We start from the raw sequence: 310 nt of genomic DNA on the forward strand, positions 1-310 counted from the left end.
TTCCCAACATCAATCCTAAGAAAGAAATTGGAGCGATACATCGGGTTCGAACCGATGACCTCAACCTTGGCAAGGTTGCGCTCTACCAACTGAGCTAGTATCGCATAAGCTAACCGTTCATCTTTTCTGCTCAAAACTAAGTTCTTACTGCAAAGAAGCTATCAACGTCTAACTGTAATGTGGTTGCGGGAGCCGGATTTGAACCGACGACCTTCGGGTTATGAGCCCGACGAGCTACCAAACTGCTCCATCCCGCGTCCGGATGCATTGTTTAAGTCAATGAGTCTATTTCCCAACATCAATCCTAAGA

Annotated in this window: 2 tRNA genes; both read right to left on the reverse strand. The window is 46.5% G+C overall.

The window, feature by feature from the left end:
• Positions 1-28 precede the first annotated feature (28 nt).
• Positions 29-104 (reverse strand) — tRNA-Gly (locus tag AACT19_RS01560).
• Between the two features lie 76 nt (positions 105-180).
• Positions 181-257: transfer RNA gene (locus tag AACT19_RS01565), tRNA-Met, on the reverse strand.
• Positions 258-310: the final 53 nt, after the last annotated feature.

The sequence above is a fragment of the Vibrio sp. 10N.222.47.A9 genome (genome assembly GCF_963872585.1).
Classification (GTDB): domain Bacteria; phylum Pseudomonadota; class Gammaproteobacteria; order Enterobacterales; family Vibrionaceae; genus Vibrio; species Vibrio splendidus.